The sequence below is a fragment of the Streptomyces hesseae genome (assembly GCF_031845785.1).
Lineage (GTDB): Bacteria > Actinomycetota > Actinomycetes > Streptomycetales > Streptomycetaceae > Streptomyces > Streptomyces hesseae.
Map to the genome: position 1 here is coordinate 42,647 of NZ_JAVRFI010000012.1, position 14,386 is coordinate 57,032.

A 14,386-nucleotide genomic window follows, 5' to 3' on the forward strand; every position below is an offset into this window, starting at 1 on the left:
GTCCGCATCCCGACCCTGGGCTCAACCCCCCACTGGAGGTGCCGAGTTGAAGAACCGTCGGGTGTCCGTCCGCGCCGTCCTGGCCGGGGTGGCGGCCGCCGCCCTCGCCGTGGTGACGCTCGTACCGCAGCAGGCCCAGGCCTCGCCGGGTCCGGTCGTCCCCACCGCCCTCGCGGGGCTCACCGCGCTGACGGCCGCGGGGTCGTACTACGACGAGGGATCCGGGCGGCTCGTGGTCAACGTCCTCGGACGGGACGCCGAGGAGATCGTCCGGGCGGCGGGCGCGCTGCCCCGGCAGGCCCGGTTCTCCCAGGCGCGGCTGGACGCGACCCGGCAGATGCTGAACGACCGGGCGGCGATCCCCGGCACCGCGTGGGTGACGGATCCCAGAGTCAACCGGGTCGTGGTGACGGCCGACAACACGGTCACGGGGGACAGGCTCACCCGGCTGAACGCGGTCACCTCGAAACTCGGCGACACCGTGACCGTACGGAGAATCAGCACCAGGCTCACCCGGATGATCGCCGGCGGTGACGCGATCTGGGGTGGGTCCGCCCGCTGTTCGCTGGGCTTCAACGTCGTCAAGGGCGGGCAGCCCTATCTGCTGACCGCCGGGCACTGCGGCAATGTCGTGGCGAACTGGGCGGCGCAGCGGGGCGGGCCGGTGATCGCCACCACCGAGACGTCCGTCTTCCCCGGCCATGACTACTCCCTCGCGAAATACGTGCCCGGTGTCGAGCACTCCAGCGCGGTCACCCTCGGCGGCGGTCTGACGCAGTCCATCACCCGTGCCGCGCCCGCGTACAACGGCGAGTCCGTGCGGCGCAGCGGCTCCACCACCGGGGTGCGCGGCGGGCGGGTCACGGGCCTCGACGCGACCGTCAACTATCAGGAGGGCCAGGTCACCGGGCTGATCGAGACCACGGTGTGCGCCGAGCCCGGTGACAGCGGCGGGCCCCTCTACGACGGTGACGCGGCGGTCGGCCTGACCTCGGGCGGCAGCGGGGACTGCAAGCTCCCGGGTGCGAAGACGTACTACCAGCCGGTGCCGGAAGCACTGGCTGCCACCGGGGCGGCCATCGGCTGACCCCGCCACGGACCGCGGCCCCCGGACACACCTCCACGGTGTCCGGGGGCCGCTTCGCGCGAGGACGCGTTCCGGTCGGGTCCGGCTCAGAACTCGAAGACCGAGCCCTTGCCCGACTTCAGTTCGCACGGGTTGGCGAACGTGTGCTCGAAGCTGACCCTACGGCCGTCCCAGACGCCTTCCGCGGTGACGGTGGAGGGGTTCCACTCCCGCGTACACGCGACGCCTTCCTTGATCTTCACGATCTTGTCGAAGTCACCGTCGTTGAGGCGCAGTTGGGCACAGGCACCGCGGGTGTCCGGGTGGGTGCCGCCGGCCTTCGGCGTACAGGTGAGCGTCACCGCGCGCTGAACGCCCGAGGTCGCCGCCGAGTCGCCCTGGCCGATGGTGAGTACGAGCGCTGAGGGCGCGTACAGACTCTGCGTCTGCGCCGCGGGTATGGGCGAGGGCGAGGCGGTCGCCGTTGTGCCCGCTCCCGCCAGGCCGCCCAGCGCGAGCGCCGCTCCCAGCGCGATTCCCCCAGTGATGTACCGCATTCCGAACACTCCCTTGTTCGTCGGTGCAGATAACGGACGGCAGTCTGGCCCAACTCGCGCATGAACGCACCTCGAACGAGCACTTTCAGTCGTCGAGCGAAAACCCTGTGTAGCGGTTCCGGGTGGCCGGATCCTGCGCGAGGTGGGTCTCCCTGGTGGCGCCACGGGAGTGCTGGATGGAGAAGCGAGTCCGGATTGGCGGGATATGGAGGGATTTAATGTTTCAGGAATGTTGACCAGCGAGGATGCCTTGTTTTCATTGACATAATGCCGGGAGAGCCTTTGAAGGCTCGAATTTCTACCCCTCGAACCATTGGATCCAATGTCTTTCGGGTCGCTCCGGGAGGCCCTCGCGGCCCGGCCGAAAAGAGGCTCGCCCGGTGACCGCGCGGCGGCCGCGCCGACTCTGGAGCGTCGCAGCAATGGCCGAAGACCACTCAGACCGACCGTTCGGTCTGTCGGTTCTCACGGCCCTCGCGCTCCTCGCGGAGCGGGCCGTCAGTCGGTCGGGACCTCGCGCCCGCGCCGGAGCGTGGCGGAGAGCAGGGTGACCGCCGTGCCCGCCACGGCCCACGCGGAGAGCACCAGCAGCGGGCCGGTCAGCGCGTTGCCCCGGAAGTAGGCCAGGGAGCGGGCCGACCAGGTGCCCGCGCCCGGTGGGAGGGCCGGGCCGATGGCCCGCCAGAAGGGCGGCAGCAGGGGGTAGGGGTAGGCCCCGCCCGCGCTGGGGTTGCCCAGGACCACGACGATGCCGATCGCCAGCCCGATGCCGACGATGCCCACCAGCCCTTGGAGGGCCAGCGTCAGGGACCCGACGGCGAAGACGACCAGCGCGCCCAGCCCCCACAGGCCGAGGATCCCGCCCGGCAGCGCGCCCAGGACCGGGCCCGCGATCACCGTGCCGAGCAGGCCCGCGGCCAGCGCGTAGAGCGCGAGCGCGGCCAGCCGGATGACGGCCCGGTGGAGGTTCGCGGGGCGGGCGCCCGCGCTGATGGCGAGGATCGCGGCGCACAGATAGCCGCCCACGCACCAGCCCACGACCAGGTAGAACGCGCTGAGGCCGCGGGCGTCGCCGGCGGCGGCCGGGGCGGTGTCGACGACCCGCAGGGCACGGCCCTCGGCCCGTTCGGCGCGGGTGAGGACCGCTTCGGCGGCCTGGGCGAGCGAGGCGCCCGCGCCCCCGGCGACGAGCAGGGTGTCGGTGGTGCCGCGCGGCTGGACGAGCAGGGCCGCGTCCAGGTCCCGTGCGCCGATCTCCGCACGGGCCCGCGCCTCGTCGGGGACCGTGCGCGGGTCCAGGGGGTGGCCGGGGAGCGCGTCGAGCTTCTTCACCAGCTGGTCGCCGAGCGGCCCGGGCGCGACCACGCCGACCGCGATGTCCTTGGGCTTCGGGCTGTGGAAGGCGCCGACATAGGAGGCGACGAACGCGAGCTGGAGCACCAGCGCGCCGATCACCAGGACCGCCGCCCGGCCCGTCACGGCATCCCGGACCTCCTGGACGAAGCGGGCGCCGCCGCCGGGGGTGCTGGCCATGCCCCGAGCCTGCGGGCTCCGGGCGGTGGGCGCAGGCGGTGAGGGCCGGCCGGGTGACACCCCCCAGCGCGTTCGTACGAATGTTCGAGAGTTGGTTTATGGTGGAGAGCGGGAGGGGCGAAAAGAATCGGCCAAGGGGGAGGGTGATCGCGAGCGGCAGGGAGGTGCGATGGCGGCGTTCCGGGCGACCTCCGGGTTCACACACCTGCGCGTCGCGTCCGGCTTCTCGGCGCGCTACGGGGCGGCGCACCCCGAGCGGCTGGCCGAACGGGCCGCCGAGCGCGGCATGGACGCCCTCGCCCTCACCGACCGCGACAGCCTCGCCGGCGCCGTCCGGTTCGCCAAGGCCGCGGCCGGAGCCGGGGTGCGCCCGCTGTTCGGCGTGGACCTGGCCGTCTCCGCGCCGCCGCCCGCCGACGGTCCCACCGTGCGCCACCGCGCCCCCGACCGCGGCGGCGCCTTCGTCGACGAGTCCGCGCCCCGCGCGGTCTTCCTCGCCCGCGACGGCGCGCCCGCCTGGGCCGCGCTCTGCGGGCTGGTCTCCGCCGCCCACGCCGGAGGCACCGGGCCCGGCACCGGCCGCCCCGGGCTGTCGTGGCCGGACCTGGCCGCTGCCGCCGCCGGCCTCGGCGGCGCCCTGACCGCCCCGCTGACCGTCCTGCTCGGACCGGACTCCGAGATCGGCCGCGCGCTCGCCGCCGGACGCCCCGACCGCGCCGCACGACTGCTGCGGCCCTGGCGCGAAATGTTCGGTGACGGGCTGCGGCTGGAGGCCGTCTGGCACAGCCGCACCGGCACCGGCCCCGGCTCGCTGCGGCTCGCCGCCCGTACCGTCGGCTTCGCCGCCGACCAGGGCGTACGCGCCGTCCTCAGCAACGCCGTCCGCTACGCCGACCCCGGCCAGGGGCCCGTCGCCGACGTCCTGGACTCCGCCCGCCGGCTGGTGCCCGTCGACCGCCGCCGGCCCGAGACCCTCGACAGCGGCGAACGCTGGCTCAAGGACCCGGCCGCCATGACGGCCGCCGCCACGCGGATCGCGGAGGCCGCCGGCCTCCGCCGGGACGCCGCGCGCCGGCTGCTCGCCACGACCGAGGACACCGCGGCCGAGTGCCTCGTCGACCCCGAGGACCACCTGGGCCTGGGCTCCGTCCACTTCCCCGAGCCCCACCTCGTCGGCGTCGGCCCCCGCACCGCCGCCCGGGTGCTGCGCTCCCGCTGCGCCGCCGCCATGGTGCTGCGTGGACACGACCGCGACCGCCGCTACTGGGACCGGCTGGAGGACGAGCTGCGCGTCGTCGACCGGCGCGGCCTCGCCTCGTACTTCCTCACCGTCGCCCAGGTCGTCGACGACACCCGCGCCCTCGGCATCCGGGTCACGGCCCGGGGCTCCGGCGCAGGCTCCCTCGTCAACCACCTGCTCGGCATCGCCCACGCCGACCCCGTCGCCCACGGCCTGCTGATGGAGCGCTTCCTGTCCACGCGGCGGACCGCGCTTCCCGACATCGACATCGACGTCGAGTCCGCCCGCCGCCTGGAGGTCTACCGCGCGATCTTCGACCGCTTCGGCGCGGAGCGCGTCGCCACCGTCGCCATGCCCGAGACCTACCGCGTCCGGCACGCCGTACGGGACGTGGGCACCGCCCTCGGCATGGCACCGGCCGTCGTCGACCGGCTCGCCAAGTCCTTCCCGCACATCCGCGCCCGGGACGCCCGCGCCGCGCTCGCCGAACTGCCCGAGCTGCGCGAGGTCGCCGCCGGGCCCCACGGGCCCGGGAACACCCGGCTGTGGGAGCTGGTCGAGGCGCTGGACGCGCTGCCGCGCGGCGTCGCCATGCACCCGTGCGGAGTGCTGCTCTCGGACGCCTCGCTGCGCGCCCGCACCCCCGTCGTGCCCACCAGCGGCGAGGGGTTCGCGATGTCGCAGTTCGACAAGGACGACGTGGAGGACCTGGGCCTGCTCAAACTCGACGTACTGGGCGTGCGGATGCAGTCCGCCATGGCCCACGCCGTCGGGGAGCTCGAACGGGCCACCGGGCGCCGCCTCGACCTCGACGACCCCGCCCAGGTGCCGCCCGGCGACCGGAAGACATACGAGCTGATCCGCTCCACCGAGACCCTCGGCTGCTTCCAGATCGAGTCCCCCGGCCAGCGGGACCTCGTCGGCAGGCTCCAGCCGGAGAACTTCCACGACCTCGTCGTCGACATCTCGCTCTTCCGCCCCGGCCCGGTCGCCGCCGACATGGTCCGGCCCTTCATCGAGGCCCGCCACGGCCGCGCCCCCGCGCGCTACCCCCACCCGGACCTGAAGGAGGCGCTGGCCGAGACCCATGGCGTGGTCGTCTTCCACGAACAGGTCATCGAGATCCTGCGGATCATGACCGGCTGCGGCCGTGACGAGGCCGACGAGACGCGCCGCGCGCTGTCCGACCCGGCGCTGCTCGGCCGGATACGGGCCTGGTTCGCGGAGCGGGCGGCCGCGCGCGGCTACGCGCCGGACGCCGTCCGCCGCACCTGGGAGATCGTCGAGGCGTTCGGCAGCTACGGCTTCTGCAAGGCGCACGCCGTCGCCTTCGCCGTGCCGACCTACCAGTCGGCCTGGCTCAAGGCCCACCACCCGGCGGCCTTCTACGCCGGGCTGCTCACCCACGACCCCGGGATGTACCCCAAGCGGCTGCTGCTCGCCGACGCGCGGCGGCGCGGGGTGCCGATCCTGCCGCTGGACGTCAACCGGTCGGGAACGGCCTATTCGATCGAACTGGTGTCCGATGGGGTCTTCGGGGTGCGGCTCTCGCTCTCCGACGTGCAGGGCATCGGCGAGGCCGAGGCCCGCCGGATCGCCGACGGGCGCCCGTACACCTCGCTCCAGGACCTGTGGCAGCGCGCCCGCCCGAGGCGGCCCGTGGCCGAACGGCTGGCGCGGGTCGGGGCGCTGGACGCCTTCGGCGCCAACCGCCGGGACCTGCTGCTGCACATCGCCGAGCTCCACCGCGGGCGGCGACGGGTGCCCGCCGCCCAGCCCACGCTGATCGACAGCGCCCGGACCGAGCCCGCCGGCCTGCCCGACCTGGACGCGGCCGAACGGCTCGGCGCCGAGCTGTCCGTGCTCGGCATGGACGCCTCCCGACATCTGATGACCGATCACCGGGCCTTCCTGGCCGAGCTGAGCGCCATCCCGGCCCGCCGGCTGCGCGACGCCCGCCACGGCGAGACCGTCCTGGTCGCGGGCGCCAAGGCCGCCACGCAGACACCTCCGGTGCGGTCGGGGCGGCGGGTCGTCTTCACGACCCTCGACGACGGCACGGGCCTGGTCGACTGCGCCTTCTTCGACGACAGCCACGCGGCGTGCGCGCACGTCGTCTTCCACTCCTGGCTGCTGCTCGTCCGGGGCGTCGTCCAGCGGCGCGGGCCGCGCAGCCTGAGCGTGGTGGGGGCGGCGGCGTGGGACCTGGCGGAGCTGGCGGGGTTGCGGGCGGAGGGCGGGCTGGGGGCGGTCGCGGCCGTTCTCGCGGCAGCGGTTCCGGGTGCGGATGCGCCGGTTTCCCGGCGGATCCGGCTGTCGACGGGGTACGGGTTGCACCCGTGGGCGGATTTGCAGCCTGCGGGTGAAGGGGCTGCCACGGGGCGGAAGTTGTGGCATGCGAGTCCGGGGAGCGCGGGGCGATGACCGAGCGTTGGCTTTCCCCGGTCCCGCCCCTTCCCGGAACCGGGGGCTCCGCCCCCGGACCCCCGCCAGGTTGTGGGCAATCGTTCCGCAGGGCGGAACGGGTGGGCACAACCGGACCACCGGGCCGCACCGACCCGACAACCGTCCTGTACGTGCACTTCCACTCGCGCGAAGGCGCCCTCACGGAGGAGACCTACGACGGCCTCCTCGCCCTCCTCGCCGAGGTGACCCCCGTTGTGGAGGCACTGCCTCCCGACGCCGCGCTCATGGACATCCGCGGAGCATGCCGCTACTTCGGGCGAGATCCGGCCGAGCTGGCCACGCTGCTGCGGGTGCGCGCGCTGGCGCGGTACGGAGCCGACTGCACCGTCGGCATCGCGGGCAACCCCACGCTCGCGCGGATGGTCGCGCGGGACGGGCCGCCCGGCGCGGTCCGCGCTCTCTCCGGCGGACCGGACGCCGTCGCCGCCTTCATGGCCCGCAAGCCGGTCGCCGCGCTGCCCGGTGTGGGGCCCGCCACCGCCCGTGCCCTCTGCGCGTACGGGCTCGACAGCGTCGGCCGGGTCGCCGAGGCGCCGCTCACCACCCTGGAGCGGATCCTCGGCGCGGCCGCCGGGCGGCGGGTCCACGAGCGGGCGTGCGGTATCGACCCGACACCCGTGACCCCGGACGCCCGGGCGCGGTCGATGGGGGCGGAGCACCGCTTCGCCACCGACGAGCTGGACCCCGGCCACCGGCGCCGCGCGCTGCTCGCGCTCGCCGACGGGCTGGGCGCCCGGCTGCGGGGGAGCGGCCAGGTCGCCCAGGGGCTGAAGCTCACCGTCCGCTACGCGGACGGCTCGTCGAGCACCCGCGCCAAGTCCTTCGCCGAACCGACCGCGCACTCACCCGACCTGATCGCCGCGGCGTACGCGCTGCACACCGCGCTCGCCCTCCAGCGGGCCAGGGTGCGGTCCGTGGCGCTGCGCGCGGAGCGACTGCGCGACGGCCGTGCCGCCGCGCACCAGTTGTCGTTCGACCCCGCCGACGAGAAGGCGCGGCGCGTCGAGGCCGTGGTCGACCGGGCGCGGGCGCTGTTCGGCCCGGGGGTGGTGGGCCCCGCCGCGGCCCTGGACGTGGCGTAACCCGGAGTCCGCCGTGATTTGACCAAGTCATCGCGATCTTTGTGATTTTGCTTGACGCAAGCAAAGATCGCCCGCAATCTACCCGCAAGTAAGTTAACGACTTTTTCACGCGCCCGTAACAGCTGTTGCCGGCGCTGTTCGGCGTACCCACCCCCCATTTCGCGAGGAGTTCGGATGAAGCAGCGTCGCAGCATCTGGAGATCCGTCAGATCCCTGCTGCCCGCCCTCGGACTGGCCGTGGCCGCGGTCGCGACACCCACCGTCGCGTCCGCCGCCACGGCCTCCGCGTCCCCGGCGGCCGCCTCCACCGTCAGCAGCGGCTGGAACGACGACTCGTGCAGGCCCTCCGCCGCCCACCCGCGCCCCGTCGTCCTCGTCCACGGCACCCTGGAGAACGGCACCAACAACTGGTGGTCCTTCGCGCCCTATCTGACCGCGCGCGGATACTGCGTCTTCTCCTTCGACTACGGCAAGATCCCCGGCATCCCCGGTATGTACGGCCTGGGCCCGGCCGAGAAGTCCGCCGGGGAGCTGGCGCGGTACGTCGACAAGGTGCTGGCGACGACCGGCGCGTCCAAGGTCGACATCGTCGGCCACTCGCAGGGCGGGATGCTGCCCCGCTACTACCTGAAGTTCCTGGGCGGCGCCCCCAAGGTCAACGCCCTCGTCGGCATCGCGCCCAACAACCACGGCACCACCCTGTCCGGGATCGCCAAGCTCCTGGACGTCGTCCCGGGCGCCCGGAAGATCATCACCGGTACCGCCCCCGGCCTGACCGACCAGGTCGTCGGCTCGGACTTCATGAAGAAGCTCAACGAGGGCGGCGACACCGTCCCCGGTGTCCGCTACACCGTCATCGCGACCCGCTACGACGAGGTCGTCACCCCCTACCGGTCCGGGTTCCTCGACGGTCCCGGCGTCCGCAACGTGCTGGTGCAGGACCTCTGCCCGGTCGACATCTCCATGCACCTGACGCTCGGCACCATCGACCGCGTCGCCTTCCACGAGGCCACCAACGCCCTCGACCCGGAGCACGCAACCCCGGCGACCTGCGCGTCGATGATCGGCTGACGGGAAATATTCGCTCGCTTCACACCTCGTCGCGGGAGAGGCTGCGGCCGACCGATCAGGCGAGGCGTGAAGCGGGTGGATGCTGTGAACGAGACGTACAGCGAGACGCACAACGAGACGTACACCGTGGGCGACGAGGTGACCGTCGCCCTGGTGAAGGCGGGCCGGACCAAGGTGCGTTACCCCGCCACCGTCGTATACGAGGACGGCGTGCGCGTCGTCGTCCGGGCGGCCTGGGCGGGGGCGTCGGACCGGGACTTCGGCTTCGTCCGCTTCGAGGCGGGCGACGTGTTCACCGAGCACTACTGGCGCGACCGCTGGTACTCCGTCAAGGAGGTGCGGAGCGCGGCCGGCTCGCTCAAGGGCTGGTACTGCGACATCGCCCGTCCCGCCGTCACCGGGGCCGGGGGTCCGGTCGTCGAGGACCTGGACCTCGACCTGTGGGTCGCGGCGGACGGCTCGGCCGTTCTCCGGCTGGACGAGGACGAGTTCGCCGCGAGCGGCCTGGAGGCGCGAGACCCGGCCGCCGCCGACGCCGCGCGGCGGGCGCTCGACGCCCTGGAGGAACTGGCCCGCGCGGGATCGCTCACAGACCTGCTGGGGGGTGTCGTGGCAGGGTGAGGCCATGACCGAGCACAGCAGACCCGCCCCCGTCCCCGCCCTCGACCTCATCCTGGCCGTCGTCGACCCCGGCAGCTGGCGCAGTTGGGACCGGCCCGTCCCGCTGTCCACGCCGGACGCCGACTACCGCGCCGACCTCCTGGCCGCGCGGGAGCGGACCGGGCTCGACGAGTCCGTCGTCACCGGCGAGGGGCTGGTGCGCGGTCGCCGAGTGGCGCTGGTGGCCTGTGAGTTCCGCTTCCTCGGCGGGTCGATCGGCGTCGACGCGGGGGAGCGGCTGGTCCGGGCCGTGGAGCGGGCGACGGCGGAGGGGCTGCCGCTGCTGGCGGCGCCGGCCTCGGGCGGCACCCGGATGCAGGAGGGCACGATCGCCTTCCTCCAGATGGTGAAGGTCGCCGCCGCGATCACCGACCACAAGGCCGCCGGGCTGCCCTATCTCGTCTATCTGCGGCACCCCACGACCGGTGGGGTGCTGGCCTCCTGGGGCTCGCTCGGCCATCTCACCGCCGCCGAACCGGGCGCCCTCATCGGCTTCCTGGGCCCGCGCGTCCACGAGGCGCTGTACGGCGAGGAGTTCCCACCGGGCGTCCAGGTCGCCGAGAACCTGCTGGCGAACGGGCTGGTGGACGCGGTGCTCCCGGCCGGGAGCCTGTCGGAGGTCGCGGCGCGGGCGTTGTCGGTGCTGTGCGACGGGACCGCCGGCACCACACCGGAGGGTGCTGTTCCGGAGCCGACCGCCCCGGCCGTCGTGCCTTCCGCCGAGGAGTCCATCCGCGCTTCCCGCCGCCCCGGGCGGCCCGGTGTACGGGAGTTCCTGCGGGCGGCCGCCACCGACGTCACCCTGCTCAGCGGCACGGGCGCGGGGGAGCGGGACCCGGGGCTGCTGCTGGCGCTGGCCCGCGTCGACGGGACCCCGTGCGTGGTCCTCGGCCACGACCGGGGCAGCCACCCCGAGCGGAACACGGGGCAGGCGCTCGGGCCGGCCGGGCTGCGGGCCGCCCGGCGGGGCATGCGGATCGCGGCGGAGCTGGACCTTCCACTGCTGACGGTGGTGGACACCGCGGGGGCCGCGCTCTCCCGCGAGGCGGAGGAGGGCGGGCTCGCCGGGGAGATCGCCCGCTGCCTCGCCGACCTGGTGAACCTGCCCGCGCCGACGCTGTGCCTGCTGCTGGGCCAGGGGGCCGGCGGCGCGGCCCTCGCCCTGCTGCCGGCGGACCGGGTGGTGGCGGCCCGGCACGCCTGGCTCTCCCCGCTGCCGCCCGAGGGCGCCTCGGCGATCCTCTACCGGACCACGGACCGGGCGTACGAGATCGCCGGGCGGCAGGGCGTGCGCTCCGCCGACCTCTTGGCGAACGGGATCGTGGACCGCATCGTAGAGGAGGAAACAGAGGGGGAGGCCTCCGGGGACGGGGACTTCCTCGTGACTCTCGGCCGGGTGATCGGAGCGGAGATGGCTGCTCTCACGGCGCGTGATCAGCAGGAACGGCGTACGGCACGTCGTTCGCGCTACCGGCGCCTCGGTGCGCCGGGCGGCGTCGCCCCGTAAGGAGGCCGGTCGTCGAGGGCGTACACCCAGGGGGAATTGACAAGCTTAGGTTTGCCTAACCTAATGTCCTCTCCGTGAAGGAGATCGGCACCGGCCGTCCGCCGGCGGCACGCGAGGCCCTCCGCTTCCCGGAGGGCCCCCGTCCTCCCGCCCGCCCCGCCCCGACGAAAGGTGCCACCGTGCGGCTGCACCTGCTCGCGCTCAACCCGACCGACTCCGTCACCGAGGGATTCCTGCCCGCCGCCGCCCGGCTGGGCCTGACCGTCACCCTCCTGACCGACCGGCCCGACGCCCACCGGCACGCCTACGCGCGTCACACGGCCCGGGGCGGCGAGGCGCTGCCCCCGCTCGACGTCGTCCCCTGCGACGTACGCGACTTCCGCGAGGTCATAGGCGCCGCCTGTGGCCTCGGTAGGCCCGACGCCGTCTTCACCAACAGCGACCACCTCCAGACCCAGGCCGCCCTGGCCGCCGACTACCTCGGCCTGCCCGGCAAGGACTGGCGCGCCGCGTTCACCGCCAAGAACAAGGCCCAGCTGCGCCGGGCGCTGGCCGCGAGCGGCCTGGACACCGTCCGCTCCGCCGAACTCCCCCCGGACGCCGACCCGGTCGCCCTGGCCGGGGCGGCGGAAGTGCCCTACCCCTGTGTGCTCAAACCCCGCGAGGGCGTGGCCAGCGAGGACGTCGTCCTCGCCCGCGACGCCCGCGAACTCGCCGACCGCTGCCGGGAGATCCGGGCGCACCGCCCCGGCGAGGCGCTCGTCGTCGAGGAGTACCTGCCCGGGCCGCTGCACACCCTGGAGACCCTCGGCGACGGCACCGCCCTCCACGCCTACGCCGCCTTCCGCACCACGCTCTCCCCCCTGCCCCACTTCGTCGAGGAACGCCTCGACCTCCTCCCCGCCCCGCCCCGCCCCCACAGCGACCAGGTCCTCGCCCAGCTGACGGCCCTCGGCATCGGATTCGGCGTCTGCCACACCGAATACGTCGCCCAGAGCGACCGCGCCCGCATCATCGAGGTCAACTACCGCGCCATCGGCGACCGGTGCGACCTCGCCCTCGCCCAGGCCCTGGACTTCCCCCTCTTCGAACACGTCCTGCGCACCCACCTCGGCGAGCCGCTCCCCGCCGAACTCGGTGCGCGCGCCGACGGCCGGGTACGTATCGAGTATGTGTGCGCCGAACGCGGAGGCACCCTCACGGCCGCGCCCGGGGCGAGCGACACCGAGCGGAACGGCGTACGGCTGGTCTACCGGCCGCTGCGCGAGCCCGGCGAGAAACACCCGCATTACCGAACGAACCGCGACTACCTGGGTGTATTGCGGGCGACCGGTACCGACCAGGACCGGATCGACCGCACCGTCGCGGAATTCCTGGCCGCCCGGCGATGGGAGATCGGCTGATGAGCGCGCCTTTGACCGCCGGTGCGTCCGCGCCCGCGGCCCCGCCCGTCCCCGCGCCCGACGCGCTGGAGGACGAGCTCCTGACCCGGGTGCTCAGCGCCCTGCTGCGCGAGGACGCCTACCGGCTGCGCTCCGGCGCCGTCCCCGAGACCCGCCCCGACGGGGACTGGCTCCGCCTGCCTGTCGCGGGGGAGCCGCTGCTGCTTCCGGTCGGCCCCGACGGCTTCCAGTGCGAGGTCCGGGCCCGTGAGCCCCTCCTGCTCACCCCCGGCGGCCCGGTGCGGGGCCTGCGCCCCGCCCTCGCCCGGCTGCGCGGGGCCGCCGCCCCCGAGGACCGGGCGGGCTTCGACGCGTTCCTCGCCGAGTGCGACGAGGCGCTGGCCGCGATGCGGCTGCACGGCCGGGTCCGTCAGGACGTCCTCGCCCGGCTGACCGCCGCCCACGGGCCCGCCCCCGCCGGCTGGACCGGACCGCGCGGCTCCCTCGCCTTCGACACCCTGGCCGCCTTCCGCGAGCACCCCGTCTACCCCACCGGGCACGCCCGCGCCGGCCTCACCGAGACCGAATTACGCGCGTACGCCCCCGAGTTCCACCCTTCCTTCGCGCTGCGCTGGCTCGCCCTGCCGCGCGGGGCCGTCACCGGCGACCGGTCCGCGCTGCCCCCCTGGTGGCCCACCCCCGCCGCGCTCGGCCTGCCCCGACTGGACGCCACCCACCTGGCGCTGCCCGTCCACCCCCTCACCGCCGGCGCCCCGCTCGCCGCCGCCCTCGCCGCCACCGGTCTGACGGGCACCGCCCGGCTCGCCGAGCGGCCCTGGCTGGAGGCGACCCCGACGCTGTCCACCCGGACCGTCGCCGTCACCGGCGACCCCGCGACCCACCTCAAACTCCCGCTCGTCACCGCCACCCTGGGCCGGCGCAACCGGCGCACCATCACACCCGGCAGCCTCGTCGACGGCGCGGCCGGCCAGCGGCTGCTGGAGGCGATCATCGCCGCCGAGCCGCGCTTCGCAGGCGCCGTGCTGCTCGCCGACGAACGCACCCACCTCGCGGCCGGCCATGAACTCCTGACCGCCATGGTCCGCCGCCACCCGGCCGGGCTCCACCGCTCCCACGTGGTCACCGTCGCCGGGCTGCTCGCCCCCGCCCCCGACGGGCGGCCGGTCGCCGACATCCTGGCCGAGCGCTACTACGGCGGCTCGCTCCCCGCCCTGATCGACGCCTATCTGACGCTCCTCCTGGACTGGCACACCACCCTCTTCTCCTACGGCACGGCCCTGGAGTCCCACCAGCAGAACACCTCCCTGGTCCTCGACGAGACCGGCGGACGCACCCGGATGCGGCTGCTGCTGAAGGACAACGACAGCCCCCGCGTCCACCCCGCACGGCTCGCCGCCCGCCTCGGCGGCCGCGCCGCCGGCCTGCTCGGCTTCGACGACCGGCGCATCCTCGTGGGCGGTGACGGACCCGTCGCCGACGTCTTCGCCACCATCACCGTCCACCTGTGCGCGGGCGCCCTCGCCTTCGAGCTCGCCCGCCTGGGCCGGGGGACACCACGGGAGTGGCTGCGGCTGCTGCGCGACCGGCTCACCGGGGCACTGGACCGGCTCGCACCCGGACCCGCCGCCGTGCTGCGCTCCCGGATCCTCGACGCCGACCGGCTGCCCGTCAAAGCCATGATCACCGCCGGGACCCTGCTCACCAAGGAGCGCTCCGGAGCCGCCGACATCAACAAACACTACGTCGACGGCCCCAACTACCTGCGCGGAGCCGCCGGATGACCGCGCCGCCAAACATGCCT

The 14,386-nt window shown here is 74.4% G+C and carries 10 protein-coding genes; 8 read left to right on the forward strand and 2 right to left on the reverse strand.

Annotation, left to right across the window (positions count from 1 at the left end; genetic code table 11):
• Positions 1 to 46 precede the first annotated feature (46 nt).
• Entirely contained in the window at positions 47 to 1,087 is a 1,041-nt protein-coding gene (locus tag RM609_RS19295; RefSeq protein ID WP_311612497.1) for a S1 family peptidase, read from the forward strand.
• Between the two features lie 86 nt (positions 1,088 to 1,173).
• Here the strand turns inward: RM609_RS19295 and RM609_RS19300 are convergent, their stop codons facing one another.
• A complete protein-coding gene (locus RM609_RS19300; RefSeq protein ID WP_311612498.1) occupies positions 1,174 to 1,623 on the reverse strand; it encodes a subtilase-type protease inhibitor in 450 nt (149 codons plus the stop codon).
• Between the two features lie 498 nt (positions 1,624 to 2,121).
• Positions 2,122 to 3,156: a YhgE/Pip domain-containing protein gene (locus RM609_RS19305; RefSeq protein ID WP_311612499.1), complete on the reverse strand. Its 1,035-nt coding sequence runs from the start codon at positions 3,154 to 3,156 to the stop codon at positions 2,122 to 2,124.
• 169 nt (positions 3,157 to 3,325) lie between these two features.
• Between RM609_RS19305 and RM609_RS19310 the strand changes: the two genes are divergently transcribed.
• The 7 genes from RM609_RS19310 to RM609_RS19340 all read left to right on the forward strand — a co-directional run bounded on the left by RM609_RS19310 (position 3,326) and on the right by RM609_RS19340 (position 14,366).
• A complete protein-coding gene (locus RM609_RS19310; protein WP_311612501.1) occupies positions 3,326 to 6,820 on the forward strand; it encodes a DNA polymerase III subunit alpha in 3,495 nt (1,164 codons plus the stop codon).
• Positions 6,821 to 6,972: 152 nt separating this feature from the next.
• Positions 6,973 to 7,944 carry a DNA polymerase Y family protein gene (locus tag RM609_RS19315; RefSeq protein WP_311612503.1) on the forward strand — a complete coding sequence of 324 codons (972 nt, stop codon included), beginning with the start codon at positions 6,973 to 6,975 and terminating at the stop codon, positions 7,942 to 7,944.
• Positions 7,945 to 8,118: 174 nt separating this feature from the next.
• On the forward strand, positions 8,119 to 9,015 hold the full coding sequence (locus tag RM609_RS19320) for an esterase/lipase family protein (protein ID WP_311612505.1): 897 nt from the start codon (positions 8,119 to 8,121) through the stop codon (positions 9,013 to 9,015).
• Positions 9,016 to 9,099: 84 nt separating this feature from the next.
• Positions 9,100 to 9,636: a ribonuclease FAU-1 family protein gene (locus RM609_RS19325; RefSeq protein ID WP_311612506.1), complete on the forward strand. Its 537-nt coding sequence runs from the start codon at positions 9,100 to 9,102 to the stop codon at positions 9,634 to 9,636.
• A 4-nt stretch (positions 9,637 to 9,640) separates the two neighbouring features.
• Complete coding sequence (locus RM609_RS19330) at positions 9,641 to 11,182, forward strand: carboxyl transferase domain-containing protein (protein ID WP_311612507.1); 1,542 nt, start codon at positions 9,641 to 9,643, stop codon at positions 11,180 to 11,182.
• 179 nt (positions 11,183 to 11,361) lie between these two features.
• A complete protein-coding gene (locus RM609_RS19335) occupies positions 11,362 to 12,585 on the forward strand; it encodes an ATP-grasp domain-containing protein (RefSeq protein WP_311612715.1) in 1,224 nt (407 codons plus the stop codon).
• A complete protein-coding gene (locus RM609_RS19340) occupies positions 12,585 to 14,366 on the forward strand; it encodes an IucA/IucC family protein (RefSeq protein WP_311612509.1) in 1,782 nt (593 codons plus the stop codon). The genes RM609_RS19335 and RM609_RS19340 overlap by 1 nt, the downstream gene beginning before the upstream one ends.
• The last annotated feature ends 20 nt before the right edge of the window (positions 14,367 to 14,386 follow it).

Coding starts and splice junctions, on each gene's coding strand:
- RM609_RS19340 (WP_311612509.1), top strand. CDS start 12,585: ATGAGCGCGCCTTTGACCGCCGGTGCGTCCGCGCCCGCGGCCCCGCCC.
- RM609_RS19320 (WP_311612505.1), top strand. CDS start 8,119: ATGAAGCAGCGTCGCAGCATCTGGAGATCCGTCAGATCCCTGCTGCCC.
- RM609_RS19310 (WP_311612501.1), top strand. CDS start 3,326: ATGGCGGCGTTCCGGGCGACCTCCGGGTTCACACACCTGCGCGTCGCG.
- RM609_RS19305 (WP_311612499.1), bottom strand. CDS start 3,156: ATGGCCAGCACCCCCGGCGGCGGCGCCCGCTTCGTCCAGGAGGTCCGG.
- RM609_RS19330 (WP_311612507.1), top strand. CDS start 9,641: ATGACCGAGCACAGCAGACCCGCCCCCGTCCCCGCCCTCGACCTCATC.
- RM609_RS19300 (WP_311612498.1), bottom strand. CDS start 1,623: ATGCGGTACATCACTGGGGGAATCGCGCTGGGAGCGGCGCTCGCGCTG.